The sequence below is a fragment of the Streptomyces sp. NPDC012466 genome (genome assembly GCF_042955215.1).
GTDB lineage: Bacteria > Actinomycetota > Actinomycetes > Streptomycetales > Streptomycetaceae > Streptomyces.
In genome coordinates this window covers 513701-540542 of the sequence record NZ_JBIBEQ010000003.1, presented here as the reverse complement: position 1 = coordinate 540542, position 26842 = coordinate 513701, and the positions used below count along the sequence as shown (strand labels likewise).

Below are 26842 nucleotides of genomic sequence, written 5' to 3'. Positions count from 1 at the left end.
GAAGCGGTGATGCCCTCCCCGCTCACGGCCCAAAGCGGAGTTGAGGAACTCCAGAGCTTCGGCGCAGGATGACCGGCATGACCTCCAGCGCGCGCCCCCTGCTGAACCGCCGGCTCGCCGAGTTCGGGACGACGATCTTCGCCGAGATGTCCGCCCTGGCCCTGAGCACCGGTGCCATCAACCTCGGGCAGGGCTTCCCCGACACCGACGGCCCCGAGGAGATCCGGGAGGCGGCCGTACGGGCCCTGCGGGACGGCCGCGGCAACCAGTACCCGCCGGGCCCCGGCGTCCCCGAGCTGCGCGCCGCGATCACCGCCCACCAGCAGCGCCGCTACGGCCTGTCCTACGACCCCGACACGGAGGTCCTGGTCACCGCCGGCGCCACGGAGGCCATCGCCGCCGCTCTGCTGGCCCTGGTGGAGCCCGGGGACGAGGTGATCGCCTTCGAGCCGTACTACGACTCCTACGCGGCGTGCATCGCCATGGCCGGCGGGCGCCGGGTGCCGGTCACCCTGCGGGCGCACGAGGAGGAGGGCCGGTTCCGTCTCGACCTCGACGAGCTGCGCGACGCCGTCACCGACCGCACCCGGCTGCTGCTGATCAACACCCCGCACAACCCGACCGGCACCGTCCTCAGCCGCGAGGAGCTGGCCGCGATCGCCGAGCTGGCGGTGGAGCGCGACCTGCTGGTGGTGACGGACGAGGTGTACGAGCACCTGGTCTTCGACGACGCCGAGCACGTGCCGCTCGCGACGTTCCCGGGGATGCGCAAGCGCACGGTCACTATTTCAAGCAGCGGAAAAACATTTTCGTTCACGGGTTGGAAGGTCGGCTGGGTGACGTCGGCCCCGGAGCTGGTCACGGCGGTGCGCTCGGCGAAGCAGTACCTGACGTACGTCTCGGCGGGCCCGTTCCAGTACGCGGTCGCCGAGGCGCTCGCCCTGCCCGAGTCGTACTTCGCCGACTTTCGCGCCGACATGCTGGCCAAGCGGGACCTGCTGGCGGCGGGCCTGGCGGAGGCCGGGTTCCGGGTCTTCCGCCCCTCGGGCACCTACTTCATCACCACCGACATCCGCCCCCTCGGCGAGACGGACGGCTTCGCCTTCTGCCGCGGCCTGCCGGAACGCGCCGGGGTCGTCGCCATCCCCAACGCGGTCTTCTACGACCACCGCGAGGAGGGCGCGCCCTTCGTACGGTTCGCGTTCTGCAAGCAGACCAAGGTCCTCCAGGAGGCCGTGAAGCGCCTGAAGTCGTAGCTCAGGCCGCGGGGGCCGCACCCGCCTGGGGGGTCCGCTCGCGCGGCGCGTCGAGTGACGGAGGGTGCCGACGCGAGCGGCCGGCCGGCCCTCCCGCACCCTGTCACCCCTGTTCCGGCCGAGGCCGCCGCAACCAGGAACTGTGCCCAGCCCTCCTCCGTCCCGGCTTCGCCCGGGAAGAAGGACCCCCGTCGCCCCGGAGGCGCATCGGGGTGCCGAGGGCACTGGGGGCACATGGCGCCTCGCGCGAAGCGCGCCCGCATGATCGGATGACAGGTTCTTCAAAGGTTTTTCACGACCTCCGGCCTACGGTCGGGATGCCCGCCGCGCCCGCGGTCGGGTCCGACAGGAGGCGGGAGAACCAATGAGGACGAACCGGGTGCTGATGGCCGTGGTGTCGGCGTCGGTCATGGCGATCACCCTGGTCGGCTGCGGCGGCGAGGGCGACACCCCGAAGGTCCCTACGGCCGGCGGCGACAAAGCGTCCGGCAAGACGGCCGCGCCGGGCGGTCGCGACGACGTGGCCGCGTATGTGAGCGCCCAGCGCGAGTGGGTGAAATGTCTGCGGGACAACGGGGTCGACGCCCCCGACCCGGACGCCAAGGGGCAGGTCGACTTCGGCGACAACGCGGCGTTGAAGAAGGACACGAAGTTCCTGAACGCCTCCGAAAAGTGCGCCTCGCTCAAGGCGGCCGTCCCCGAGAGCCTCGAGAACGCCAACCAGCCCAAGCTCACTCCCGAGCAGATCAAGGTCAAGCGTGACTACGCCGACTGCATGCAGAAGAACGGCGCCCCCGACTTCCCCGATCCCGGTCCCGACGGGACCGCGCAGGGCTCCGAGTGGGACCAGACGTCGGCGGGAGCCAAGCGTGCCACCCGTGTCTGCGCTCCGATCATCGGCGACCCGGTGGACCAGCCCGAGGGCAAGGGCTGACGATGACGGAGACGGTCATGCAGACCGATCACGAGCGCGGGGCGGCTCCCGCGCCGCCGCCGCGCGGACGGCGCGGCCGGCGTGCGGTCCTGGTGGCCTCGGCTTTGCTCGTCGTGGCGGCAGTCGCCGTGGTCGGTGCGCTGGGCCTCGGCGGGGGCGGCGCGGAGGACGGCTCCTCCGCCCCGCCCCGCTCAGGCTCCACCGTCCCGGTCACCCGGGCTACGCTGACCGAACGCACCACGGTGGACGGCCAGTTGGGCTACGGCACTGAGATACCGCTGCCGGTCAAGGCGACGGGCACCGTGACCTGGCTGCCCGCGGAAAGCCGGACGGTGCAGCGCGGCGGCACCCTGCTGCGCGTCGACGACCGGCCGGTGGTGCTGCTGTACGGGACGCTGCCGATGTACCGCGATCTGGGCCTGACCGCGGGCGCCCGGCAGGGCACCCGGCAGGACGCCGGGACCGAGGAGGACGCCCAGGGCAGGGGTGACCAGGGCCTCACGGACGACGCCTCCAAGGCCCCGGCTCCCTCCGGATCGCCGGCGCCGGGTGGCGCCGGGGCCGGAGGGACACGGGGCACTCTGCGCGGGATGGACGTCCTGCAGTTCGAGAGCAATCTCGCCGCTCTCGGCTACACCGGCTTCACAGTCGACGAGGAGTTCACCGGCCTCACCGCCCGCGCGGTCAAGCGCTGGCAGAAATCCCTCGGGCTTCCCCAGACCGGCACGGTCGGCGTCGGGGACGTCGTCTACTCCGCCGGCGAGGTGCGGATCGGCCACGCGGGGGTCCGGCTCGGCTCGGCAGTCACCGAGGACGTCCTCACGTACACCGGTACGTCTCGGAAGGTCGTCGTCAACGCCTCGGCGGAGGAGGACTCCTGGGCCGTGCGCGGCGCCGCCGTCACGATCGGGCTGCCCGACGGGACATCGGTGAAGGGCGAGGTGGCCTCGGTGGGGAAGAAGGCGACCGCACCCGAGGAGGGAGGCGGGGAGGGTGGCTCCGGGGCACCGACGGTTCCGGTGACCATCACCATCAAGGACCAGAAATCCGTGGGAAGGCTGGAGAGCGCGCCGGTCACCGTCGAGTACGTGGGGCGGGAACGGACAGACGTCCTCACCGTCCCGGTCGCCGCGCTGGTCGCCCTTGCCGAGGGCGGCCACGGCCTGGAGACCGCGGACGGCCGGTTCGTCGCGGTGAAGACCGGGCTCTTCGCGGACGGCCGGGTGGAAGTGAGCGGAAGCGCGGTTCGCGAGGGCATGAAGGTGAGGATCCCCGAGTGAGCGGAGCGTCGGCGGTCGTGGAGTTCGACGCGGTCTCCAAGACGTACCCCGGTGGTGTGGCGGCCGTTCGGGACGTGAGCCTGAGCATCGGGCGCGGCGAACTCGTCGCGGTCGTCGGCCCGTCGGGCTCGGGCAAGTCCAGCATGCTGAACCTCATGGGCAGCCTCGACCGGCCCTCCGCCGGACGGGTGCTGGTCGACGGCCACGACGTGGCGAAGCTGACGGACCGTGAGGTGTCTGCGCTGCGGGCCACCCGGATCGGCTTCGTCTTCCAGCAGTTCCATCTGGCGGTAGGAGTTCCGGTCCTGGACTCGGTGGCCGACGGGCTGCTGTACGCCGGGGTTCCGCTGCGCCACCGCCGGGCCAGGGCGGCGGTGGCACTGGAACGGGTCGGCCTCAGCCACCGCGTCCACCACCTTCCGCACCAGCTGTCCGGCGGCGAGCGCCAGCGGGTGGCGGTGGCCCGGGCGGTGATCGGCGAACCGGCGGTCCTGCTGGCGGACGAGCCGACCGGCAACCTGGACTCCGCTTCCGGGGAGGCCGTACTCGGTCTGCTGCGCGAGCTGCACGCCGCCGGGACCACGGTCGTGATCATCACCCACGACCGGGAGATCGCGGCCGGACTGCCCCGCCGTATCGAGATGCGCGACGGCCGCGTGGTGGCGGACACCGCGACCACGGACGCACCGAGCGAGGCGGTCCGATGACCGACGGTACGACGAACGGCCTGCCCATGGACGACGCCCCACCCACCCCGCCGTCCGGCACCGGCACGGACGCCGGACACGGTCGCGGACGCGGACGCGGACGAGCGAGCGGTGCCGCCGGTGGCAGGGGCGGCCGGCTGCGGGCCGCCCGCCTCGGTCCCCGGGACGTCGTGCGGCTCGGTGGGACCGGGCTGCGGACTCGTCCCCTGCGGGTCTTCCTCTCCGCGCTCGGGATCGCGATCGGCGTCGCCGCCATGATCGCGGTGGTCGGAATCTCCGGCTCCGGCCGGTCGGAGGTGGACCGCCGACTCGACGCGCTCGGCACCAATCTGCTGCGGGTCGCCCCCGGCGACACGCTCGACGGCACCGAGGCCAAGCTGCCCCACGAGGCCGTCGCGATGATCGGCCGCATCCCGCCCGTGCAGCAGGTCGCCGCCACCGGCGCGACCGCCGCACACGTCTACCGCAATGAGCACATCGCCATCGGCCGCACCGGCTCCCTCGATGTCCTCGCGGCCGGCAGGGGCCTGCTGCCGGCAGTCGGCGGCCACGTCCGCCGGGGCCGCTGGCTGGATTCCGCGACCGAGGAGTACCCGGCGGTCGTGCTCGGCTCCACGGCCGCGCGGCGGCTCGACGTGTACGCGCCGGGGACCCGGGTCTGGCTCGGCGGCCGCTGGTTCTCCCTCGTCGGCGTCCTCGATCCCGTACCGCTCGCGCCGGAGCTCGACAGCGCGGCGCTGGTCGGCTGGCCGGCGGCCCGGACGTACCTGCGCTTCGACGGCCATCCGTCGACGGTCTATGTCCGCGCCGAGGACAGCCAGGTCGCGGAGGTACGGACCGTCCTGCCGGCCACGGCGTACCCGGAGAAACCGGGCCAGGTCCAGATCTCCCGGCCCTCCGACGCGCTCGCCGCCCGCGAGGCCACCGAGTCGGCGCTGACCGGGCTGCTGCTCGGCCTCGGTGGCGTGGCCCTGCTCGTCGGTGGCGTGGGGGTCGGCAACACGATGGTCATCTCGGTCCTGGAGCGGCGCCCGGAGATCGGCCTGCGCCGGGCGCTGGGGGCGACCCGCGGCCAGATCCGGACCCAGTTCGTGACGGAGTCGCTGCTGCTGTCGCTCATCGGCGGCCTCGGCGGGACGGTGCTGGGGACCGCGATCACGGCGGCCTACGCCCTCAGCCGCGACTGGCCGACGGTCGTCCCGGTGTGGGCGAGTGCGGCGGGGATCGGCTGCACCCTCGTCATCGGCATGATCGCCGGGCTGTATCCGGCGGTGCGGGCGAGCCGGCTGTCGCCGACGGAGGCCCTGTCCGGCCCCTGAACGGCCCGCCCGTCGTACGGGTCAGGGGCGGCCTCGACGAGACCGCCCCTGACGCACCATCAGTCCGGCCTGCTCATCACTCCTGCGGGAGTGCCGGCCGACGTACTAGAAGCCGCAGTACACGAGGCTGCCGCCGTCGCTCAGCAGGTCGTCGCGGACCCAGCCGGACGTACCGGTGGTGTCGTTGCGGAGGTACGTCCAGGTCTCATCGGTGCTGCCGATGCGCGTGTAACAGTGGTAGTCGAGACGGTGGGTGTTGTAGGCGATGCCATTGCTGGCGCAGCTGGTGCTGGATCCGCTTCTCTCGTTGGCGCCGTTGGCCGTCCTGTTCCAGGCGCTGCTGTCCATGTCGGAGGCGGTCCTGCCGCAGGACGCGGCTGCGGTGGCCGGGGTGGAGAGGGCGAGCGGGACGGCCATGGCCACCGCCGCCAGGGCGGGTACGACCGCCGCGAGTCGACGCTTCACTTTTGAACCCCCATGAATGCGTTTTCTGTTGGCACTGCTCCCCCAGGCCGTTGGATCACACCTGAGCGAAACAGCGACCACTGCATCAATCGGTGTGCAAGTGGCGTCAGTACGATCACAGCCAAAAAGACACTGAAGAAAGCATTCCGTCCTCAACCGTCCAATAATTGCCCACGAGAGACCGAAAATACCGGAAGAGGAAATGCGCCACTCCACAGTCCTTTCGTCCGGAAGCGCCCCCTTGACGAACATCCGAGTCCCGTTGAACACACACGTCCTGACAGGTGGGCGGGGTGGCACGCGATGAGCTTCCGGCTGCGGGTACTCGGCCTGGTGATGCTGGTCGCGATGGCCGCCACCGCCGCCACCGCCTGGTTGACCCTGCGTCAGGCGAACCGCCAGGTCCAGGAGAGTGTCACCGCGGGACGGCAGGAGGTCTCCCGGATCACCGGCGACCTGCGCGCGTACGGATTCGCGCACGGCACCTGGGAGGGCCTCTCGCCGACGGTGAGCCGCCTGGCCAAGGACACCGGCCAGCGCATCCGGGTCGCCACCGAGAACGACGTCCTGCTCGCCGATTCCGACGCGCTCGCGGGCCGTGCCCCCCGCCCGGTGAGCGACCAGCCGCCCGTGCTGGTCGATCCGCGTCCCCTTGTGCGGATCCCCGCGGGACAGCTACCGCGGACCTCGATGAAGCTGACGGCGACCGCGATCGCCCAGTACCGGGCCGAAGCGGCGTACGCGGCCTGTCTGACCCGGGCGGGGGCCGAGGTGACGGCCCGGCCGGACGCCACCGGAGTGCCGCGGACCAGCACAGAGGGCCGGCCGGAACAGTGCAAGGAGCCGAAAGGCGAACCGGACCCGCAGACTCCGCAGGACCTCGAGGTGATCCGGACATGCGAGTCGGAGCAGCAGTTCATCACCTGCCTGCAGCGGGTGTTCAACGAGCGCGTGGGCTCCGCCGCCCCGCCACGCCTGGTGATCCGTCTCGGCGTCCGGGACGAGTCCCCGCCCACCCTGGCCGCGGCACCCACGATGGCCGTCGCAGGCGGCGTCGCCCTCGCCGCCGTGCTCGGCGCCCTGCTCCTGAGCCGGGCGGTGCTGCGCCCGGTCCGTGCCATGACCCTGGCCGCCGGGGGGCTGGGCGAGGGAGACCTGGGGCGGCGGGTCCCCGTCTCCGGCCGGGACGAGATCGCCCAACTCGGCCGTGCCTTCAACCGGATGGCGGAGTCCATCCAGGCCGTCGAGCAACGCCAGCGCCGCCTCACCGGTGACATCGCCCACGAGCTGCGCACTCCGCTGGCCAATCTGCGCGGCTATCTGGAGGCCCTGCGGGACGGGGTCGTCGAGCCGACCCCCGAGCTGCTCGATTCCCTCCACGAGGAGGCACTGCTGCAGCAGCGGATCGTCGACGACCTGCAGGATCTCGCGCTGGCCGAGGCCGGTGCACTCACCTACCACCGAGTGCGCGTCGACCTGCGTGAGCTCCTCGAAGCCGCCGGCACGGCTCACCGTGCCCAGGCCGACGCGGCAGGTGTCGCGCTGCGGCTGGAGGCGCCGCGGCCTGTGGACGTCATCGCCGACGCCGACCGACTGCGCCAGGTCGTCGGCAATCTGGTCGGCAACGCGCTGAGGGCCACAGCACCGGGCGGCACGGTGGCACTGGTCCTGGGCCGGCACGGCGATCTTGCGTTCATGCAGGTGCGGGACACCGGAACCGGGATACCGGCCGAGGACCTGCCCCATCTCTTCGACCGCTTCTGGCGGGCGGACGCGGCACGGGGCCGCGCCACCGGAGGAAGTGGCCTGGGGCTGTCCATCGCCCGCCAGATCGTGACCGACCACCAGGGGACGATAGACGTGAAGAGCGCCGTTGGCGTCGGCACGACCTTCACCGTCGCCCTCCCCATGGCCCGGCCGTCGCAGGCCGACGCCGGCTGATCGACCCCGTCAGGACCCCGCGAGTGCTCGGGCCGGCGCTGAGCCTTCCACCAGGCGGTATCCCCGGCCGTACACGGTCTCCAGATGGCGCGGCCGGGCCGGGTCGTCCCCCAGCTTGCGGCGCAGGTTGCGCACATGCGCGTCCACCGTGCGCTCGAGTACATCGCTGTCGAAGCCGAAGGCACGCTCGATGATCTGGGCCCGGGTGAACACCCGCCCCGGCTCGCGGGCCAGAGCCTCCAGGATCGAGAACTCCTTGGAGGTCAGCGCCACCGGACGGCCTGCCACCCGGACCTCGAAGCGGGCGGTGTCCAGTTCGACCGCGCCGACCCGCAGCACCTCGCTCCCGGCCGCGCCGCCTTTCCTGGAGCGCCGCAGCAACGCCCGTACCCGCGCGGTGAGTTCGCGGGGACTGTACGGCTTGGTGAGGTAGTCGTCGGCCCCCAGGTCGAGGCCGAGGAGCATGTCCTCCTCGGTGCTGCGGGCGGTCAGCAGCAGAATCGGCACCTCGAAGGCCTCGGCACGCAGAATGCGGCATACGTCGAGTCCGTCGACGAGCGGCAGCATCACATCGAGAACGATGAGATCCGGCCCCGTCGAACGCGCCCGTTCCAGCGCTGCCCGGCCGTCGGCCACGACCTGCACCGCGTTGCCTTCCCGTTCCAGATAAATCCGGATGAGACGAGATTGTTTTTCGTCGTCTTCGGCGACCAGGATGCGCGCGCTCAACGATTCTCCTCAGGAGGCCCTGCACGATGCCAGCACCGTTGATACCGACGCGCCTCCGGAATTCACTCCTCCGGAATTCATTCCTCCGGAAATTCCCGGAAAGGCCGCGCCCGCTGAACAGTACCGCGAGCCGGTCCTTCCTTCGGCACCCAGCCGACACCCAGCTCTACCTCCATTCGGATGTCGGGCGACAGGCCACCATGAGCCCCACCGGCTCAGCCCACCGCACCCAGACGTTCCCCGGCGAGACGGTCCCGGCAGCTCCGGCAGTGTCCGGGCCGCGGGGCGCGGAAGGCGCGCTCGCAGCCGTCGCAGGTCTGGAAGGGCAGCACGGCCGGGCGCTCGGCGCTCGGCGGGAGCGGCGCAGGGGAGGGCAACGGCAGCGGGGTTTCCCGGAGGCGGAAGGCCAGGACGCTTGCCGGGCGGGCCCGGAAACGGTCGGGGAGCCGTACCGTCAGCAACTCGGTGATCTCCCCTGACCCCACACCGGCCGCCAGCCACTCGGCGACGGCCGGTGCCAGGCGGGCGGCCTCCTGGGCGGAGAGGACGAGGCGGGGGTCGACCCGGCGCAGGGCGGTCAGTACGGCGACGGCCTCGGGGTCGGCGTCGGCGAGTGCGGGTGCCGGGCCGCCGGGCTCCTCAGGAGCGGGAGCGGGCGCCGCCGCCCGTCGGGTCTCCGGGACGGTGGGCTGCTTCCGTGGCCGTGGCTTCGGCGGCTCGGGCGGGTCGTCCGGGCCTTCGCTCCGGGGTACGTCGTAGAAGTACGTCCGGGTGCGCACCTGCCCGGTGGGCGTCCGTTCGCGGCGGCGCTCCAGGTACCCGGCCGATTCGAGTTCCCTGAGCGCTCGCGAGATGAGGATCTCGCCCTCGCTGAAGTGCTCGCACAGGGCGGTGATGGTCACGGGGCAGCCATCGGGCAGGGAGGCGATGTACGCCGCTACGCCGACCGTGACCGCGCTGCCGCGCCGCTGGGCGAGGGCGTTGGAGATCACCGTGAAGTCGGCGGTGAGGCGGGTGCGTACGTGGATCACGCCGGAAGTCGGAGCTCCGGCGTCGGCGCGCAGGGGCGCGTTAGACTGCGGGTCAGCCATCGGGAAGGCGTCTACTTCCTGATCGGTCAGGCCCTCGATCGGGATTGCCGTCCCGGCCGGGGGCCGTATCTGTTTGCGGTTGTCGCGGCGAACGTAACGGCCCGTTACCCGCGCCTGCAAGCTGGTCACTCGGACGGGTGACGCCCGCCTTCCGGCGCGGGGAGGGTGGGTGGGCGGGTAGTTCTGTCCCCGGTTCTTTCAGGAGGTCAGTGGCCTGCCGGGCCCTCGCGGACAAGGGCCCGGTGAGCCCGAAAGGCCGCTTCAGGGACGAAACTGCTCTCGCGCCAGGCGGCGTTGCTCAGATCGGGACGGGAACACCGGGACGGGACATTCGGCCACGGCAGTCGCCCCCCTCGCGGACCGGATCATGTCGAGTGACGTGACCGGGGGCAGTGCTGCCGCCCGCAGGCGACCGTAAATCACCTCGTAGCGGCTGACCTTGGCCGGGATTACCCGGCGACCTCGGTCGGCTCGTGAGGGGGCTTGTCGGGGTAGATCAACCGCACGCCACCGCCGATCACCAGGAAGCAGCTCAGCAAGAGGGCGAAGCGCACGAACCTCGCGCCGCCCTCCCAGTCAGCGGTAGGCCCCAAGACCAACCAGAACGCGAGCGCCATCCCCGCAATTAGAACCGCTACGCCCAGTAACCGGCGCACCCCTGCTCCCTCTCTCACGATCTTCAGCAAGCCGTTCACTCTATTCCTCGGAAACAACGGCGCAGGGCCGGGTCCGTCCGTGTGCGAAAAAGGCAAACGGCGCGTACAGCGCGTACCTGTGCGTACGCGCCGACGCGCCGTAGGGGCCCCGGTGGGAGGGCCTACTCGTCGTCCTCGGGCTTCTCCGCCTCGTTGATCTCCTCTTCGAGACCGAGCTGCTCGACGAGCCACTTGTCGAACTCGATCGCGGCGCGCACCCAGCTGACCGTCGAGGAGACGAAGTGCTCCAGGCTGACACCCATGCCGATCAGCATCTGGGCCTCGCCGATCAGGCGGACCGTGCCGTCGTCGTGGGTGTGGCTGTAGACCTTGGGCCACAGCGTGCGGCGGTTCCAGTCGTCGATCGACTCCAGGATCTGCGGCTTGGCCTCGATCTCGTGAGGCCGGTCGTAGAACGTCCGCACGGAGAAGACCTGCTGGTCTCCCTCACCCCGGAACATGAAGTAGGTGCGGAACTGCTCCCACGGCGCCGCGAGGTCTCCCTCGTCGTCGACGACGTACTTGAGCTCCATCTGGTCGAGGAGCTGCTTCACGAGGTCCTGATCCGGGACGACGGGGCCGGCCGGGCCGCCGGGCTGCGGCTCGGGCTGGCCCCCGAAGTTCGGAATCGAGGACGGGTCGATGGTCACCGTGAATTTCCCTTCGTACGGATTCCGCCATCCTCCCCCATGCGGGGAGGGGGGTGGCAAGCCCCGACAGACCCTGTCAGCCGTCGGCTGACACGATCCGGTCAACCGCAACCTCCGGGTACCCCGAACCGTCCTCCTGAGCAGCCGACAAAGGGGGACGCAGTCATGCAGGCAGCGGACAGAGGTCATACCCGGTGGGGCATCATCCTGCCGTTCCTGGCACTGCCCGTGGTGGTGCTCGGCGTCCTGATCGTCGGCCTGTTCTTGTGGGCCTACTCGGACGACGACGACGGCACCCGTGCGGGCGCGGCGGCCACGGTCCCCTGCACCGAGGCCCTGGCCTTCGGCGCCGCCGAGCCCCCCGCGCACGCCCGCGTCCGGGACTGCACCGTGCAGCGGGGCATCGACACGTCGTACTCGGCGGTGCTGCGGATGCCCCGCGAGGACGTGAGCGACTGGCTGCGCGAGACGTACCCGGACGCCCCGGAGCCCCGCACCGGCGGCGGCGTCTGCGGGGCGCTCTGCCTCGACGTGACCCACGAGGACGGCCTCCCCGGCACGGCGGAGGCGCACGTGGTGCAGGTGCGGGTGGAGTACGAGAACGCCGAGACGGCGCTGGTGCGCTTCTCGGCGTTCACGATGTGAGGTTTTACAGCGTCTTGCCCGTGGCCGGGCCCACCAGGAGCCCGTCCTCGAAGCGGTCCACCCGGACCGTGTCGCCGTCCTTGATCTCCCCGGACAGGATCTCCTTGGCGAGCCGGTCGCCGATGGCGGACTGGACGAGCCGCCGCAGCGGCCGGGCGCCGTACGCCGGGTCCAGGCCCTCCTCGGCGAGCCAGGCCAGGGCCTCGGGCGTGATGTCCAGGGCGAGGCGCCGCTCGGCGAGCCGCTTGGCCAGGCGGTCCAGCTGGAGCTTCGCGATGCGCTCCAGCTCGGACTTGGTCAGCGCGGCGAAGACGACCAGGTCGTCCAGGCGGTTGAGGAACTCCGGCTTGAAGGAGGTCCGCACCACCTCCAGGACCTGCTCCTTCTTCTCCTGCTCGCTGGTGATCGGATCGACGAGGAACTGGCTGCCGAGGTTCGACGTCAGCACCAGGATGGTGTTGCGGAAGTCGACCGTGCGGCCCTGTCCGTCGGTCAGGCGCCCGTCGTCCAGCACCTGGAGCAGGATGTCGAAGACCTCGGGGTGCGCCTTCTCCACCTCGTCCAGCAGGACGACGGAGTACGGCCGCCTGCGCACGGCCTCCGTGAGCTGGCCGCCCTCCTCGTAGCCGACGTATCCGGGCGGGGCGCCGACCAGCCGGGCCACGCTGTGCTTCTCGCTGTACTCCGACATGTCGATGCGGACCATCGCCCGCTCGTCGTCGAAGAGGAAGTGGGCGAGGGCCTTGGCCAGCTCGGTCTTGCCGACGCCGGTCGGGCCGAGGAAGAGGAAGGATCCGGTGGGCCGGTCGGGGTCGGCGATCCCGGCGCGGCTGCGGCGTACGGCGTCGGACACCGCGCGCACGGCCTCGGTCTGGCCGATGAGCCGCTTGCCCAGCTCGTCCTCCATGCGCAGCAGCTTCTGCGTCTCGCCCTCCAGCAGCCGCCCGGCGGGGATGCCCGTCCAGGAGGCGACGACGTCGGCGATGTCGTCGGCGCCGACCTCCTCCTTGACCATGGTGTCCTTGGCGACCTCCTCCTCGGCCTCGGAGGCGGCCTCCAGTTCCTTCTCCAGGGCCGGGATCTCGCCGTAGAGGAGCTTGGAGGCGGTGTCGAAGTCGCCGTCGCGCTGGGCGCGTTCGGCCTGGCCGCGGATCTCGTCGAGGCGTTCCTTCAGTTCACCGACGCGGTTGAGGGACTGCTTCTCCTTCTCCCAGCGGGCGGTGAGGCCCCGCAGCTCCTCCTCCTTGTCGGCGAGGTCGCGGCGCAGCTTCTCCAGGCGCTCGCGGGAGGCCGCGTCGGTCTCCTTGCCGATCGCCAGCTCCTCCATCTTGAGCCGGTCGACGGCGCGCTGGAGTTCGTCGATCTCGACGGGCGAGGAGTCGATCTCCATGCGCAGCCGCGAGGCGGCCTCGTCGACGAGGTCGATGGCCTTGTCGGGCAGGAAGCGGGAGGTGATGTACCGGTCGGACAGGGTCGCCGCCGCGACCAGGGCGCTGTCGGCGATCTGCACCTTGTGGTGGGCCTCGTAGCGGCCCTTGAGTCCGCGCAGGATCGCGATGGAGTCCTCGACGCTCGGCTCGGCGACCAGCACCTGCTGGAAGCGCCGCTCCAGGGCGGGGTCCTTCTCGATCCGCTCGCGGTACTCGTCGAGCGTGGTCGCACCGACCATGCGCAGCTCGCCGCGGGCCAGCATCGGCTTCAGCATGTTGCCGGCGTCCATGGCGGAGTCGCCGCCGGCACCGGCCCCGACGACGGTGTGCAGCTCGTCGATGAAGGTGATGATCTGCCCGTCAGAGTCCTTGATCTCGGCGAGGACGGTCTTGAGCCGCTCCTCGAACTCGCCCCGGTACTTCGCGCCCGCGACCATGGCTCCCAGGTCGAGCGCGACGAGCCGCTTGTCCTTCAGCGACTCCGGCACGTCACCCTTGACGATCCGCTGGGCGAGCCCCTCGACGACGGCGGTCTTGCCGACGCCGGGCTCGCCGATCAGCACCGGGTTGTTCTTGGTCCGCCGCGACAGCACCTGCACCACGCGCCGGATCTCCTGGTCCCGGCCGATGACGGGGTCGAGCTTCCCCTCCCGCGCGGCGGCGGTGAAGTCGGTCCCGAACTTCTCCAGGGCCTTGTACTGCCCCTCGGGGTCGGCCGTGGTCACCCGGCGCTGTCCCCGCGTCTTCTGGAAGGCGGCCTGGAGCTTCTTGGCGTCGGCCCCCTGCCGGGCCAGCACCTCGCCGGCCGCGCCGCCCTTCGCGGCCAGGGCGACGAGGAGGTGCTCGGTGGAGAGGTACTCGTCCCCCAGCTCCTTGGCGCGGGCCTGCGCGTCGGCGACGACGGCGAGCATCTCGCGGTTGGGCTGGGGCGGCGCGACGGTCGACCCGGTCACGCTCGGCAGCCCGGCGAGCACGCGCTCGGCTCCGGCGCGTACGGCCGCCTGGTCGGCGTCGACCGCGGCGAGCAGGTCGGTGATGTTCTCGTTGTCCTGTCCCTGGAGCAGCGCGAGCAGCAGATGGGCCGGGGTGAGGTCGGGGTGCCCCTCGGTCACGGCCCGGTTGCTGGCAGCGTTGATCGCGTCCCGGCTCCGGTTGGTCAGCTCGGCGTCCACCTTCGCGTTCTCCTCCTTGCACTGACCCGAACGGCTTGCACAAAGTTGAGTCTAGTGCACTCAAGGACGGTTCCGGGAGGGCCGGAGGGTCTAAGTTCCGGGGCATGGCGACCAAGTACTCCGTCGACCCGGGCGCTCCGGACCCGTCGTATCTCGGCTTCTGGCGGGAGCGGCACCTGTGCACCCTGACGACTCCCCGCCCGGACGGCACTCCGCATCTGGTACCCGTCGGGGTCACATACGATCCCGAGGCCCGTCTGGCTCGGGTGATCACCAACCGGGCGAGCGCGAAGGTGCGGTACGTGCGGGCCGCCGGGGAGCAGGGCGCGGCCGTGGCCGTCTGCCAGCTGGAGGGCCGCCGCTGGGCGACGCTGGAGGGGCGGGCCTTCGTGAGCGAGGAGCCGGACCGGGTCGCCGAGGCGGTGCGGCGCTACGCGGAGCGCTACGGCAGGACCCCGTCGCCGAACCCGGCGCGCGTGGTGATCGAGATCCACCTGACGCGGGCCATGGGGCGAGGTTGAGCGAAGTGAATATCCACACCGGTGATCGATTGGATCCGGCCACCCCCGGACTGGGTCGATACCCGGAAATGTCCCGGAAAACTGCAGCGGCGTCACCGTGTTCAGGTCACGGTGACGCCGCTGCGGGGGGAAGCACCTGAGCGATCTGTTACGACGGGGGAATCGCGTCAGGCACTGCGGGGGGTGGCAGAGATGGTCCGCGGGACAGGGGAGTCGGCCTCCACCTGCTGGTGATCCCGTTGGTCCAGGTTCACAAAGATCATTCCGTACCGTACGGCACATCGCACTGGCTGCGGCGCCCCCCGAGGCCGCCGCAGACACCGGTACGCCCGTACGTCCTCGTCGTCGTCCCGCGTGACGACCACCGGCTCGCCGAAGACAGTCACCATCAACGAGTCACCGCTGTGGGGGATGGCGGTGACCAGGTCGATGAAGTGCCAGCCCGATCGGTAGGCGGTGGCCATCTCACGACGGAAGGAGCGGTCGTCGGGTGGAGTGGTCACGGTCAGCTCCCGGATCCGGCTGCCGTGGGCACCACGGACCGGGCCGCAGCCGGCCACACACTGTCGGCCAGAACATGACTCTTGGCAGCCGCCGGCCAGACACTGTCCGCCCGGTCATCGCCGTTCGCACCCGACAGGCCACTCACAGTTCCGAAGGCCACGACGGCAGAGAAGGCGGCGACAAGCCCCAAGCGAAGCATTCTGTTACGCATAGTCGGCTTCGTCCTCACTTGAAGGTCCCCTCTTCCCCCGTCGAATACGACGATGGCTCATTCGGGCACGTCATGGCCACAGAATCGATGCATCATGTTCCTGCATGTTCAGGACCCTGGGGGGTGGAGATTTGACAACGAATCGGACCAAGGTGACACATCCCCATGTGGTGACCGAGATGTGCGAGGAAGGTGGCCGACTTTACGCGAACGCCCTGCGTGCGGGACGCGTTCTGCGAACGGACGTCGAAGCGGCGCCCTGCCTGATGGAGTTCGCCCTTCTCCACCCGGACCCCGACGACCCGGACTGGCTGCGTCCCATCCCCCCGGCCGTGGCGCTCGCGCAGCGGCTCAATCCCATCGAGAACGAGATCACCGAGCGCAGGCGTGTGTCGATCGAACTGTCCGACACCTTCGCCCCTTTCATGGCGCTCAGCGCACAGGCCACGACCACCAGCGACTCCATCACGGTGCTGGAGGGCAGCGAGCGCATCAATGCGGCACTCAACCTGGCCACGGCCCAGTGCCAGACCGAGATGCTCACGATCCAGCCGAGCGGTCACCGGCCCGAACGCAGCCTGATCCAGGGTCTGGAACGCGACCGGCCGCTGATCGAACGTGGTGTGCGCATACGGACGCTGTATCCGCACACGGCGCGGTACAACCCCGAGAGGCTCACCTACGCCGGCCAGTTCCCCGACGGCAAGGTGGAACACCGGACCATCGACGGACTGGTCGAGCGGCTCATCATCTGCGACGAGACGGTCGCCTTCATCCCCACGCGCGACGACCAGAAGGTCGCTCTCGAGCTCCGTCATCCCGGGCTGGTCTCCTACCTGATCAAGGTCTTCGAATTCATGTGGGACCGAGCCGTCCCGCTGAGCGCCGGCGCCCCTTACGAAACCGCCCCCGACGGCATCACGGAGATCCAGCACTCCATCGCCAAGCTCCTGGTCGAGGGCCACGTCGACGAAGCCATCGCCCGCCGCCTCGGCATGAACGTCCGTACCTGCCGGGCCCATATCGCCAAGCTGGCGTCGGCATTGGGCAGCGGGAGCCGCGCCCAACTGGGCTACCTCATCGCGCAGTCCGGCATCCTGGAGCCGCAGGGCGCGGCGCAGTGAGCGCACGGCACCGCGAGCACGGCACGGAGGATCTGTGCCCCGCGGGCACGGACCTGTACGAACGGGCACTGCGCCAGGGGCGGTTACCGGCCGAGGACGCCCAGGCCGCCCCCTGCCTCGTCGACCTGGGTCTGCTGCACCCCGCCCTCGACGACGCCACCCGGCTGGAGCCCGTCGCCCCGGTCGTCGCGCTGCACCGGCTGCTGCGGAGCTCCGAGGAACGGATCGCGAGCGAACGGCAGCGCGAGGCACGGCTGGCCGAGACATTCGGCTCCCTGATGCGGATCGCCGACCCGCACCGCACGGCCGACGGCACTCCCACGATCCAGCTCCTCACCGGCACAGAGCGGATCAATCGGGCCATCACCGACGCGATGGCCGATGCCTCCGAGGAATTGATCACCGTCCAGCCCCGCGCCGGCCTCACCGGCGAACGCGGTCAGGTCGCCGACGCCGCTTCGCTCGGCCGTGACCAGGCAGCACTGGACCGTGGTTGCCGCATCCGCACCCTGTACCCGCACACGTTGCGTCACTTTCCGATCATCGTGGCCCGTTGTGAGCGCCTGAAGGGCGACGTCCAGATCCGCACGCTGGACGAAGTCCCCGACCGCCTTGTCCTCATCGACCGCACGGTGGCCTTCGTCCCGGCCGGCGAGGACGGCAAACTCGCTCTGGAGATCCGGCACCCGGCCCTCGTGGATCACCTGGCCGTCACCTTCGACCGCCTCTGGCGCCTGGCCACGCCCATGTACCCCGAAGCCGCCCCCCAGCCCTCCCACAACGGCATCACCGCCCGCCAGCACGCCATAGCGGCCCTCCTGGTCGAGGGCCACACCGACGCCGTGATCGCCGACCGGCTCGGCATGAACATCCGCACCGCCCGCGTCCACATCGCCAAGCTCGCCGCGACGCTGGGCAGTCAGAGCAGGGCGCAGCTCGGGTTCCTCATCGGACGCTCGGGGATTCTTGACCAGGAAGACTGAGGGGCGGTGCGGAGTGTTGTGAGCCGTCCAGGCCCGCCTGGGCGATGCGCACGCCGAGTTGCGTACGGCTCGCCGCCCCCAGCGTCTCCGACAGCCGGGCGATGTGCGCCCGGCACGTCCGCACGCTGATCCCCAGCCGCTCCGCGATCACCGCGTCCTGGTGCCCCTCCGCCAGCAGCGCCGCGATGGACTGCTCCCGGTGGGAGATGCCCTCGATGCCGGTGTCGGGGAGCGGGGCCGTGAGGGGGATGGCGAGACGCCACAGCCGGTCGAAGACGGTGACGAGGTAGGAGACGAGCGCGGGGTGCCGCAGTTCCAGGGCCATCGTGCGGTCGGTGTTGGCGGGGATGAAGGCCACCGTCCGGTCGAAGAGGATCAGCCGGTCGATCACCTCGTCCAGCGTGCGCGCCTCCACCGCGTCGCCCATCAGCTCCAGATAGTTCAGCAACCCCTGCCCGTGCCGGGCGACATGGGTGTACAGGTCCCGCATCCGCACCCCGCGGCCCCGCAGGGCCAGCGCCCGGTGCAGCCCCTCGGACAGCTCCGCCTCGCGGCGGATGCCACCGGGCTGGACCGTGAGCACCTCGGCCGTGCACGCCCGGGTCGCCTCGTCCATCGCGGCCTGGATCCGGGCGAGTCCGTCCAGGACCCGGATCGCCGGGCCCTCCGCCGCCGACGCGGCCGGCCGCACCTGGCGGCCCAGTCCGGCGTACCACTCGACGGCCGTGACGGCCGAGCCCAGCCGCCGCTGGCTGGCACTGACCTCGTCGTACATCCCGCGCAGCAGCCGGGTCATGACCTCCTGCGGGGAGGTCGGCACCAGCCAGTCCATGTCGTCGGGGTCCGGGTGCAGCAGGGCGAGTTCCAGCAGGCAGGGCACCGGTTCCGCGTCCCGGCGCGGCACCCGGCCGCGCCGTACGGCCCGGGAGTACACGCGGTCCCCGGCCTCGCACAGTCGGTCGGCACCATGGGGATGCTCATCCGCCCCGTGCCCGGCCATCGCCCATCCCACCCCCGGTTCCGCCGTCTTTCCGCAGCGCAACTATGCGCGGACGGGCCGTGCTCCGCAACACGGCTCGACCCCAACCGAACCGCTTTTCGGCCCCCTTGAGACCGGTATGTGCGGGGCGCCGCGGGCCGGTGACTGCACGCCGGGTGATGTGCGTGCAGCGTTGCGCGACCGACCGGCCGGTCAGTCGTGCGGGGCGGGACCGGAGCCGTCGGTGGCGGAGGCGCACCAGCCCGCCGCGAGCAGCGCGGCGGCGGACCGTGCCAGGGGCGTGCCGTCCCGCCCCAGTGCCCGCAGGGCGCCCAGCACCGCGGCCAGCCCGGGCCGGTCGTGCCGCTGGGCACACACCACCAACAGCGCTTGCCCGGCGGTGGACCAGGCCGTCCGCTCCTGGTCGGTCGCCCGGGCCGCCGCGGCGCGGACGGTCGCGGACCAGCGGCGGATCTCGTCCGCGTCGGGGGCCGCGTCCGGGGACGTGGTGGCGAAGGGTGCGGTGTGCGGTGGCGTCGCGCGGGCGGGCTCCGGCCGGCGGGCCACGCGGCCCGCCCCGGAGCGGGAGTTCAGGCGGACCGCCGCGGCCAGCCCTGCGGCCAGCGTGGTGTGGTAGCAGGTGCCGAAGAGGTAGGCGTCCGCCTTCTCTCCCGTCAGGCCGGGCAGTCGCTCCGGCCGGTGCACCGGTCCGGGCACCGCTCCGTCGGGTCGCTGGGCACGGGCCAGCGTGTCCCAGCCTCGCGTCACGGGATCCCCGTCCGGCCCGTCCCCGTCCCGCGGTCCCGCCGGGCACAGCAGGTCCGCGCACAGCAGCAGTTCCGCGACGAGGTCGAGGTGACCGCGCGTCAGGTCGACGTCGAGCAGCAGGAGCACGGTCTCCAGCAGGAGGCCGGGGTCCGGCTCGCCGGCCGGCAGGGGACGCGCGCCGAAGTCCGTGGCGTAGAACAGCGCGTGGGTGAAGGCGTAGGTCTCGCTGTCGTCGAGGAAGAGCGGATCCGGCCCGAGGGCGGGCAGGCTCTGCCCGTAGAGCGTGGCGGTGTCGGGCAGCCCGGGCGGGGCCGCGATCCCCGCGCGGTCGAGGAAGAAGCGCATCTCGAGCCGGTTGAGGACGGGCTTGTGGGGCCGGGTGTGCCCGCCGGCGCCGACGGCGAGCAGGGCCAGGCACTCCTCGCGCAGCGCGGGCCGGGGGCGGCCCAGTATCCCGAGCAGCGCGACCAGGTTGAGGTGGTAGGGGAAGTACGGGTCGGCGCGGCGCAGCCGCGTCGCGAAGCCGGGGTCGTCGACGACGCGCTCGGCCAGCGCGAGCGCGCCCTCACGCAGGGCCGCGGGGACACGCACGCGCGCCGGGGCGGCCCGGTCCAGCAGGCGCAGGAGACCGAGCAGTTCGAGAAGCGGTCCGGGCCGGAACGGCCGCCGCGGCAGCATCCGTTCCCACTGGTCGGGGTCGAACCAGGCCAGATGCTCCTCCAGCCACCGGATCACGCCCGACAGCAGGGCTACGGCCGGGTCGTCGGGGACGGCCGCACCCGGGGCGCGGGAGCGGGTGTCCGACGCGCTCACCGGCCGCTCCGCAGCCGCAGCAGCGTCAGGGCCAGGGCCAGGACGGCGCACAGCGCGGCGAGGTCCGCCTGCCAGGGGTGGAGGCCCGCGCCCCCGAGCAGACACTGCCGGGCCAGGTCCACCGCGTACGTCATCGGGTTCAGGTGCATGGCGGCGGCCAGCCAGCCCGGGGCGTCCTGCGGGCTGAACACCGAGCCGGACAGGAACAGCATCGGGAACATGGCGAGCTGGACGGTCGACTGCAGGGTCTGCACCCGCTGGATGAGGGTGGCCAGGCACAGGCCGATGACGCTGAACAGCGCGGCGGTGAGCGCGAAGCAGCCGGCCGCCGCGGCGAACCGGAACGGAGTGAGCGGCACTCCGGCGAGCGGGGCGAAGGCGAGCATCACCACGCTCTGCACGGTGACCATTCCGGCGCCCGCCGCGACCTTGCCCAGCGGCAGGCAGATCCGGGGCACCGGGGCGACGAGCAGTTCGCGCAGCACTCCGTACTCCCGGTCCCAGGCGTACGTCTGCCCGGAGGCCACACCGACCGAGACGACCTGGATGGCGATGATGCCGGGGAACACATAGGCGCTGAACGGGGTCCCGGAGCCGACCGAGCCGATCATGCCGTCGAAGCCGACGGCGTAGACGAGGACGAAGAACACGATCTGCACGGCCTGGCTGACCAGCATGCCCGGCCGCTTGACCTGGCGCAGCAGGTCCCGGTGGGCGATGACCGAGATGGCGCGCAGGCCGGTGGACAGACGGTCCGCGAGCGTTTCCCCGGCGCCGTCCGCGGTGCCCGGGGCAGGCCTGACGGGTCCGGCGGCGATGTCGGTGGTCATGGGGTGCTCACCTGCCTGTCCTCGGCCGCGGCCAGATAAACGTCGTTCATGGAGGGGTGCCGCACGGCGAGCGTCAGGCCGGGCACCTCCACGGCGCGCGCCACGTCGGCGATCCGCGTCTCGGGATCGGAGCAGTGCACGGCGAGGCCGTCCGGCTCGGTGAGCGGGTCGAACCCGGCGGCGCGCAGCTGGGCGGCGGCGCGGGCGTCGTCGTCGCTCGTCACCACGATCCGCGAGGAGTCCAGGCTGCTCTTGAGCCGGGCCGCGCTGCCCTGCCGGACCACCCGGCCCTCGCGCAGGATCACGATCTCGTCGGCGTACTCGGCCTCGTCCATGTAGTGCGTGGAGTACAGCACCGTCACGCCGAGCTCGTCGCGCAGCCGGGTCAGGTCGGTCCACACGTCGCTGCGGGCGCTCGGGTCGAGGCCGTTGGTCGGCTCGTCGAGCAGCAGCAGCCCGGGCCGGTGCAGCAGGGCACGGGCGATCTCCACCCGCCGGGCGAGACCGCCGGACAGCTCCTCGACGGGCTGTCGCCGACGGTCTGCGAGCCCGAACAGGTCGAGCATCAGCGTGATGCGTGCCCGGGCGTCGGAGCGGCGCATCCCGAACAGCCGGGCGTGGAACCACAGGTTGCGTTCCACGGACAGTTCCTTGTCCAGGGTGCGTTCCTGGAAGACCAGCCCCAGCGCCCGCCGGGCGGCCGTCGGTGACCGGCGTACGTCGTGGCCGAAGATCCGCACACTGCCCCCGTCCGGGCGGGAGGCGGTCGACAGCACCCGCATCAGGCTCGACTTGCCGGCGCCGTTCGGCCCGAGCAGTGCCGTGATCCGGCCGGGCGGGGAGGCGATGTCGACGCCGTGGACCGCGGTGACCTTCCCGTAGCGGACCACCAGCCCCCGCACCTCGTAGGCCGCCACTCCCGCCGGTCCCGGCCGGGGGGTGGCCGCGCCGGCCGTGTGGCTCACCGAGTCGTCCACCCGTACACCCACGTGCCGCTCCTCCCGGATGTCTGTCCGTTCCTCCTGCGCGATGGCCGTCAGGCTGTCCCGCGGGCCCGCCGTGCCGGGCCGTGTGCCGCTCATGCCAGCCCCAGACATCGGTCCCAGGGCAGCGGTCCGGGGCGGTCCGGCAACAGGGCCAGGGCGACGCCCGCCGCACCCTCCAGCATCCCGGCGACATCCAGGGCGCGATGCGGGACGGGTGAGTGCGCGGCGGCGGGGAAACGCATCAGGTGGCGGAAGCCGAACGGGGCGTCCTCGTCGAGGCAGTCCAGGATCAGGCCGGTCAGCCGGGTCCGGCCCGTTTCCAGCACGGGGTCGTGTGCGTCGCGGGTGACGCGGGAGAGGACCGCGAGGAGGCCGGCGTAGCCGTGGCAGACGGTCGGGCCGTCGACCGCCCAGCGCGCCTCGTCCCGGCGCAGCGCCGCGTGCAGGGCGTCCACCGCGGCGGCGCACCAGTCCGGCTCGTCCAGGACCCGGCCCGCATGGTGCAGGGCCGCGGCGACGCCCGGCGTGCCGTAGCACCAGGCGGTCCGGGTGAACAGGGCCCGGGGCCGCTCGGCGGCCGTCTCGTCGTCCCAGCCCGCCCGGGCCGGCCAGTAGGGGCCGGTGTCGTCGTGCAGCGTCCATCCCAGCAGCCAGTCGGCGATGCGGTGCAGGGCCTGCGTCAGGCCCGGCACGTGCCGGCCGCGTTCGGCGGCGGCCGCCAGGACCGTGAGCGGGCCGGCGATGCCGTGCGCCAGGCCGAGGTTGAAGTCGCCCCGGGGGTAGTCGCGCCGGTCCCGGTCGCTGATCTGCAGGGCGGCCGGCACCCACCAGCCGGGCACGGTGCGGGTGCCCCCCGGGACCGCCGCCTCCACCGGCTCGGTGATCGCGACCAGGTGACGCAGCGAGGCGTCCAGTGCCCGGGCCACCTCCGGGGAACCCTCCGCCGGGTCGTCCACCGCGTCGAGCAGCAGCCGTGTCGTTCCCGACAGCCCGTTGATCAGGTCGTAGGCGGCCCAGTCGACGCCCTCCTCACCGCGCGCGGCGCGGGCCCGGAAGGCCGCGAGCCGTTCGAGCTGGTCGTCCGCGACCCAGGCGGCCAGGCGCCGGCGCAGCGAGGCGTAGTGCCCGTCGGCACCGGCGCAGGTCTGGGCGGCGGCGAGCAGGGCGGCAGGCCCGGAGAAGAGGCCCCGGCTGGGCGCGTCGGCCATCGCCCGGCCGGCGGCGGCCAGGTGCCGGTGGGCCACCGTGCGCCACGAGGGGTTCTCGCGCGACAGCTCGCCGTACAGCAGGGCGGTGCCGGGCAGGCCGTTGGCCAGGGTGAGGGGGCCCCACATGACGGCGTCGTACACGGGGTCCCGGTTGTCGTCCCGGGAGGCCACGGCGGCCACCGACTCGGGGTCGGCGAGCCGCTCGGCGACCAGGGTGACGGCGTGGCGGGCCTGCTCCGCCCAGGGGGCCGGCGCGAGGTCCGGTGTACCGGCGGTGGGGCTCATGACACATGCCTCCGGCGGTTGAGGTGGTCCTGTACGGCGCCCCGGGCGATGCCGAGCACGGTCGTCTCCCGGGCGGTGGATCCGCCCAGCAGCCGGTTGCACACCATGTGCATCAGGCTGCCCACGACCCGCCCGTCCGGGGTCTCGCGGGTGTCCCTGACGAGCCGGCCGAGCCTGCGCACGGCGTCGTCCCGGTCGCGCAGGGCGCTGAGCACGCGGGCGCCCAGCGGGTCGGCGGACAACTCCGGCCAGCCTCCGTACGGATCGACCACACGGCGCCAGTGGGCGGCTCGTTCACGGAACGCGGCGGGCAGATCGCGTCGCGACCCGGTCATGGACAGCCAGGCCGCCGCGGCGTCGTCCCCGCAGTCCTCGACGAGCAGCGGGTGCCCGGGGTCGGGGGGCCCGAAGGCGTGGGCGAGGGCCGCGCAGGAGATCACGGCGAGATCGTCCACCCGGCAGCCGGTCAGCGGGCCGGGGCCGGCGTCGGACGGGTGGCCCCGGCCGGTCTCGTGGGCGATGCGCAGCAGTTCCACGGCGGCCTCGCTGTCGTACCGGAAGACGTCCTCCGCGGCCTCGATGGCGTCGGCGCCGCCGTACCGCTCGGTCTCCGGGTCGTACTGCGCCACCACGTGGGAGCGCAGCAGACCCCGCCGCTGCCAGTCGTCCAGGAGCTCGCCGACGGACGCGGCGACCGGGCCCCACAGCGTGCGGCGGTCGGCGTGCAACCGCACTCTCAGGTGGTGGCCGGCGTCGTCGGTGTAGCGGATGAAGAACCACCGGTCGGCACCGAGCTCGCGGGCCCGCCCGACCAGGTCGGGCAGATGGGTGCGCACCAGGTCGTCCTGGGTGCGCGCGGAGCCGTGGAGCTTGAGGTGGAGCCAGTCGCCGCCGAGCCCGTGGACGGTGCGCCGCGCCGACAGGTGGCCGGCGTACGGGCGGTACGCCGGGGCGGCGGAGCGGCGGGCGAGCGGCACGACGAGTTCCGCCGTGTGCCCGGCGAGCGGGCTGTCCAGCAGGCCTTCGTGTTCGCCCGGCACCTCCTGGGCGATGAGGTCGGGGTTGCGCAGCAGTTGGTCGCGCAGCAGTTCCCGGTGCCAGACGTGGTCGAGGTCGAGCAGCAGCCGCTGGTCGGCGGTGACGGCGAGGACCTGGCGCGGCACGTCCCACCGCTCACGCCACGCGCCGACCGCCCCGTCCCATCCCTCGCGTCCGGTGGTGCGGGCGTCCTCGGCGGGTCCGCGCAGTTCGTCGAGCCGCCAGACGGCCCCGGCCAGGACGAAGCGGCCGTAGCGGATCCTGGGCACGCACGGCGCCTGGGCGAGCGGCCCCCAGTTCCACGGCTCCCACAGGCGCTGCCCCTCCAGGCCGATCTCCCACAGCAGCCGGGCCGCGTTGGGCGCCTGGGCCGGGGCGCTGACCATGTTGCCGAGCACGGGCACGATCTCCCGGCCCGTGGGCAGGTGGACGGCGGTCAGCCGGTCCAGGGTCGCGCCGATCCCGATGTCGGCGAGGCGCAGTTCCTCCACACCGGGTGCGTCGGGCACGCCGACGGAGATCCGCCGGCCGGTCGCGGGGACGGTGTGCGCGAGGTTGGACGCCCGGCCCGACCTGGTCCGGAACGCCAGGTCGGCGGCGACGGCACCCTCGACGTGCACCGGTGAGCGCCGGTGCAGTTCGGCGAACGGGCCGCCCCAGCCGGGTTCCTGGTCGGCGAAGCGGGCGAAGGTGGAACCGGCGCGGTGGGACCCGGGCGAGGGCGACAGGAACACGAGGAACTCGCCGTCGGTCAGCGCTTCCGTGGAGGCGGCGACCACCTGCACGGTGATCTCGCAGGAGTTCTGGACCGACTGCGGCTCGGGCTCGTCGTGCGCCAGTTCGGCCAGCTCCGCGTCGGTGATGACGATCTCGCGCCGCCGGTCGCGCAGCGCCGTGGCCGCGAGTCGCGCCATGGCCCGGTCGCGTCGGGCGGTGCGCACGTCGTCCGGCGGCTGCGGGGCGGCCTCGCTGTTGGGCCAGCCGTAACCGGCCGGCGCCCCCAGTCCGGTGGCCGGGTCGAGGAGGTCCAGAACGGGCACCAGGCGGTCGGCGCCGTACACGTCGAGGAAACGCCGGTGGTAGTCGCGCAGCGCGAACAGCCCGCGTTTCGGCCGCGACAGCCGGTACATCACGTCCGCCGCCCGCTCGATCTCCTCGCGCACCGTGTATGGCAGGTGCAGGACGGCGTCGAGCCGGGTGTCGATGTGCAGGGGCGTGTCGTCCCGCTCGACCTCCCGTGCGGCGTCGAGCATCCGGCGCAGCGACTCCCGCCCCGCGCCCGGTGGCCGCGCGTCGTAGGCGGCGCGGTCGCGGTCGAGACGGTGCAGCGCGGTGCGGACCTGTTCGGCGGCCGGGGACGCGTCCGGTACCGCGTCCAGGACGGTCAGCACGTGCCGCAGGGGGTCGCCGCCGTTCAGCGGCGGCCGCAGTGAACTGATCAGGATCTCCTGCCGGATCAGCTCGTCCAGCAGGGACCGCACCCGGTTCTCGGGCGCGCCCGGGAAGGCCGCGGTGAGCCGTTCGACGAGCAAGGGGTACGGCACCGGCCCGCGGGACTCCCGCACGGCCCGCGCCACCACCGGGGTGTTGCGTACGGACACGGTGGCGTGGCCTTCGCCGTCCGCGCCCGGCGCCGTCGCCGGGGCCGAGGGGGCGGTCAGGACCAGCCGGTCGCCACGGACGGTCAGCGCCTGGTGGGCCTGCACGTCCAGGGCGGCCCGCACGGTCGGGTCCTGCTCGAGACGGTGCGTCACCTTGGTCAGCCACTGCATGTCGACGTGGGTGCGGGTGCGGTGCCCGGTGCCGCGCGCGGCCTTGGCCGTGGAGTCGAACTCCCCTGTCGTCACGCCCGCGAAGAGGCCGAAGGGGGTGGGCCGGGTCCGCATCCGGATGTCGTAGCGCAGCACGGCCAGGGCGGCCCGGCGCAGCCGGCTCGCGGTGAGTCCCGCGTCTCCCTGCCGGGCCACGCGGCGCACGAGCGCGCTGAGCGCGGGTGAGGCGAGGAGAAGGGCCTCGTCCAGGACGGGATCGGCGGCGGCACCGGCCAGCAGCGCCACGCAGGCACCGGTGTCCTCGGGCGGGGTGCCGTCCCCGGGGAGGGTCGGGCCCGGTGCGGCGGCCTGGGCCGCGGGTGCGCGGAGCAGGAAGAGGTCCGCCGCGCGGAACAGCGTGTCCCCCAAGATCTTCCCCCTTGTGTGGACGGGCCGGCATCGGTGGGCGGGCCGGTTTGCGCGAGGGCCCGTTTTCGGACGGGAGCGAGGCCCGGAGGCCGGCCGGG

23 protein-coding genes are annotated in these 26842 nt (G+C 72.4%); 10 read left to right on the top strand and 13 right to left on the bottom strand.

The genetic code is table 11. The features are described from left to right. Positions 1 to 68 precede the first annotated feature (68 nt). The 5 genes from ACFY9E_RS14895 to ACFY9E_RS14875 all read left to right on the top strand — a co-directional run bounded on the left by ACFY9E_RS14895 (position 69) and on the right by ACFY9E_RS14875 (position 5496). Positions 69 to 1256 (top strand): pyridoxal phosphate-dependent aminotransferase, encoded by a 1188-nt coding sequence (locus tag ACFY9E_RS14895; RefSeq protein ID WP_390983223.1) that lies wholly within the window; start codon positions 69 to 71, stop codon positions 1254 to 1256. A 364-nt stretch (positions 1257 to 1620) separates the two neighbouring features. Beyond that, positions 1621 to 2190 (top strand): hypothetical protein, encoded by a 570-nt coding sequence (locus ACFY9E_RS14890; protein WP_390983221.1) that lies wholly within the window; start codon positions 1621 to 1623, stop codon positions 2188 to 2190. 17 nt (positions 2191 to 2207) lie between these two features. After that, entirely contained in the window at positions 2208 to 3470 is a 1263-nt protein-coding gene (locus tag ACFY9E_RS14885) for a peptidoglycan-binding protein (protein WP_390983219.1), read from the top strand. After that, positions 3467 to 4177, top strand: coding sequence for an ATP-binding cassette domain-containing protein (locus ACFY9E_RS14880; RefSeq protein WP_390983216.1), 711 nt, complete (start codon positions 3467 to 3469; stop codon positions 4175 to 4177). The genes ACFY9E_RS14885 and ACFY9E_RS14880 overlap by 4 nt, the downstream gene beginning before the upstream one ends. Continuing rightward, positions 4174 to 5496 (top strand): FtsX-like permease family protein, encoded by a 1323-nt coding sequence (locus ACFY9E_RS14875; protein ID WP_390983213.1) that lies wholly within the window; start codon positions 4174 to 4176, stop codon positions 5494 to 5496. The genes ACFY9E_RS14880 and ACFY9E_RS14875 overlap by 4 nt, the downstream gene beginning before the upstream one ends. Before the next feature lie 105 nt (positions 5497 to 5601). Here ACFY9E_RS14875 and ACFY9E_RS14870 read toward each other — a convergent pair whose 3' ends face one another. Next, complete coding sequence (locus tag ACFY9E_RS14870; RefSeq protein ID WP_390983210.1) at positions 5602 to 5961, bottom strand: SH3 domain-containing protein; 360 nt, start codon at positions 5959 to 5961, stop codon at positions 5602 to 5604. Positions 5962 to 6264: 303 nt separating this feature from the next. Here ACFY9E_RS14870 and ACFY9E_RS14865 point away from each other — a divergent pair, with 303 nt between their 5' ends. Beyond that, positions 6265 to 7902 carry an ATP-binding protein gene (locus tag ACFY9E_RS14865; RefSeq protein WP_390983207.1) on the top strand — a complete coding sequence of 546 codons (1638 nt, stop codon included), beginning with the start codon at positions 6265 to 6267 and terminating at the stop codon, positions 7900 to 7902. 9 nt (positions 7903 to 7911) lie between these two features. On the opposite strand, the gene ACFY9E_RS14860 is transcribed toward ACFY9E_RS14865, so the two are convergent. The 4 genes from ACFY9E_RS14860 to ACFY9E_RS14845 all read right to left on the bottom strand — a co-directional run bounded on the left by ACFY9E_RS14860 (position 7912) and on the right by ACFY9E_RS14845 (position 11067). Then, positions 7912 to 8631 carry a response regulator gene (locus ACFY9E_RS14860; RefSeq protein WP_390983204.1) on the bottom strand — a complete coding sequence of 240 codons (720 nt, stop codon included), beginning with the start codon at positions 8629 to 8631 and terminating at the stop codon, positions 7912 to 7914. A 215-nt stretch (positions 8632 to 8846) separates the two neighbouring features. Then, entirely contained in the window at positions 8847 to 9722 is an 876-nt protein-coding gene (locus ACFY9E_RS14855) for a hypothetical protein (protein WP_390983202.1), read from the bottom strand. Positions 9723 to 10171: 449 nt separating this feature from the next. Next, positions 10172 to 10408: a hypothetical protein gene (locus ACFY9E_RS14850; protein WP_390983199.1), complete on the bottom strand. Its 237-nt coding sequence runs from the start codon at positions 10406 to 10408 to the stop codon at positions 10172 to 10174. A 131-nt stretch (positions 10409 to 10539) separates the two neighbouring features. Next, positions 10540 to 11067, bottom strand: a complete 528-nt coding sequence (locus ACFY9E_RS14845; RefSeq protein WP_053670429.1) for a YbjN domain-containing protein — start codon at positions 11065 to 11067, stop codon at positions 10540 to 10542. 165 nt (positions 11068 to 11232) lie between these two features. On the opposite strand from ACFY9E_RS14845, the gene ACFY9E_RS14840 reads away from it, so the two are divergent. Then, positions 11233 to 11712 carry a hypothetical protein gene (locus ACFY9E_RS14840; RefSeq protein ID WP_390983196.1) on the top strand — a complete coding sequence of 160 codons (480 nt, stop codon included), beginning with the start codon at positions 11233 to 11235 and terminating at the stop codon, positions 11710 to 11712. A gap of 4 nt (positions 11713 to 11716) precedes the next feature. Here the strand turns inward: ACFY9E_RS14840 and clpB are convergent, their stop codons facing one another. Beyond that, the gene (gene clpB / locus ACFY9E_RS14835) at positions 11717 to 14314 is read right to left on the bottom strand and encodes an ATP-dependent chaperone ClpB (protein ID WP_390983194.1); all 2598 of its coding nucleotides are present in this window, start codon (positions 14312 to 14314) and stop codon (positions 11717 to 11719) included. A 104-nt stretch (positions 14315 to 14418) separates the two neighbouring features. Here clpB and ACFY9E_RS14830 point away from each other — a divergent pair, with 104 nt between their 5' ends. After that, entirely contained in the window at positions 14419 to 14835 is a 417-nt protein-coding gene (locus ACFY9E_RS14830) for a pyridoxamine 5'-phosphate oxidase family protein (protein WP_030846382.1), read from the top strand. Positions 14836 to 15002: 167 nt separating this feature from the next. Here ACFY9E_RS14830 and ACFY9E_RS14825 read toward each other — a convergent pair whose 3' ends face one another. After that, complete coding sequence (locus ACFY9E_RS14825; protein WP_283968140.1) at positions 15003 to 15338, bottom strand: hypothetical protein; 336 nt, start codon at positions 15336 to 15338, stop codon at positions 15003 to 15005. 316 nt (positions 15339 to 15654) lie between these two features. Here ACFY9E_RS14825 and ACFY9E_RS14820 point away from each other — a divergent pair, with 316 nt between their 5' ends. Further along, positions 15655 to 16674 (top strand): helix-turn-helix transcriptional regulator, encoded by a 1020-nt coding sequence (locus ACFY9E_RS14820; protein ID WP_390983190.1) that lies wholly within the window; start codon positions 15655 to 15657, stop codon positions 16672 to 16674. Beyond that, the gene (locus tag ACFY9E_RS14815) at positions 16671 to 17657 is read left to right on the top strand and encodes a helix-turn-helix transcriptional regulator (protein ID WP_390983188.1); all 987 of its coding nucleotides are present in this window, start codon (positions 16671 to 16673) and stop codon (positions 17655 to 17657) included. The genes ACFY9E_RS14820 and ACFY9E_RS14815 overlap by 4 nt, the downstream gene beginning before the upstream one ends. Here ACFY9E_RS14815 and ACFY9E_RS14810 read toward each other — a convergent pair. The 6 genes from ACFY9E_RS14810 to ACFY9E_RS14785 all read right to left on the bottom strand — a co-directional run bounded on the left by ACFY9E_RS14810 (position 17620) and on the right by ACFY9E_RS14785 (position 26744). Next, a complete protein-coding gene (locus ACFY9E_RS14810) occupies positions 17620 to 18657 on the bottom strand; it encodes a LuxR C-terminal-related transcriptional regulator (RefSeq protein ID WP_390983186.1) in 1038 nt (345 codons plus the stop codon). The genes ACFY9E_RS14815 and ACFY9E_RS14810 overlap by 38 nt on opposite strands. A gap of 192 nt (positions 18658 to 18849) precedes the next feature. Next, positions 18850 to 20217, bottom strand: a complete 1368-nt coding sequence (locus tag ACFY9E_RS14805) for a DUF6895 family protein (RefSeq protein WP_390983183.1) — start codon at positions 20215 to 20217, stop codon at positions 18850 to 18852. Continuing rightward, positions 20214 to 21047, bottom strand: coding sequence for an ABC transporter permease (locus ACFY9E_RS14800; protein ID WP_390983180.1), 834 nt, complete (start codon positions 21045 to 21047; stop codon positions 20214 to 20216). The genes ACFY9E_RS14805 and ACFY9E_RS14800 overlap by 4 nt, the downstream gene beginning before the upstream one ends. Beyond that, complete coding sequence (locus ACFY9E_RS14795) at positions 21044 to 22129, bottom strand: ATP-binding cassette domain-containing protein (RefSeq protein WP_390983177.1); 1086 nt, start codon at positions 22127 to 22129, stop codon at positions 21044 to 21046. The genes ACFY9E_RS14800 and ACFY9E_RS14795 overlap by 4 nt, the downstream gene beginning before the upstream one ends. Further along, positions 22126 to 23526 carry a lanthionine synthetase LanC family protein gene (locus ACFY9E_RS14790; RefSeq protein WP_390983174.1) on the bottom strand — a complete coding sequence of 467 codons (1401 nt, stop codon included), beginning with the start codon at positions 23524 to 23526 and terminating at the stop codon, positions 22126 to 22128. The genes ACFY9E_RS14795 and ACFY9E_RS14790 overlap by 4 nt, the downstream gene beginning before the upstream one ends. Beyond that, positions 23523 to 26744 (bottom strand): thiopeptide-type bacteriocin biosynthesis protein, encoded by a 3222-nt coding sequence (locus ACFY9E_RS14785; RefSeq protein WP_390983171.1) that lies wholly within the window; start codon positions 26742 to 26744, stop codon positions 23523 to 23525. Before ACFY9E_RS14785 ends, ACFY9E_RS14790 begins: the two co-directional genes overlap by 4 nt. Between the last annotated feature and the right edge of the window lie 98 nt (positions 26745 to 26842).